General features: G+C 34.8%; 1 pseudogene. It reads right to left on the minus strand.

What is annotated here, in order from left to right:
• A pseudogene (locus tag FD07_RS12695) lies at nt 1-423 on the minus strand (hypothetical protein); the annotation flags it as partial.

Below are 423 nucleotides of genomic sequence, written 5' to 3' on the forward strand. Positions count from 1 at the left end.
TACACAAGATTCTTGACGCTACCATAGCGATGTATTGAAGCTATATCAGGGCCTAATGATCGCCACTTCAGTAGCCAATTACTGACTAGATTAACTAAAATTGCTTCAATTGGGAATGCTAACAATAAGATGACTTTGTCGTTAACTGGAATAACCAGGTAGCCAAATAAAAGAATACCAGATCCTACAGTGGTTAATCCAATAATTAGCCAACTGATAACAATCCCAGGTATTAACATGCCCACTATAATGGCTAGTAACAACAAAAGGAAAACACCTATTTGAATATTCGGTTCCAAAAAAACTGCAAAAAATAGCATTAAGATAGGAAATATCCACGACAAAACAATGGGAACATACCCCTTAAATATTATCTCTGATAAATTCATTACATAGTCGGTAGATTGTAAAATTAATCCGAAC

The sequence above is a fragment of the Levilactobacillus parabrevis ATCC 53295 genome (assembly GCF_001434055.1).
GTDB classification, from domain to species: domain Bacteria; phylum Bacillota; class Bacilli; order Lactobacillales; family Lactobacillaceae; genus Levilactobacillus; species Levilactobacillus parabrevis.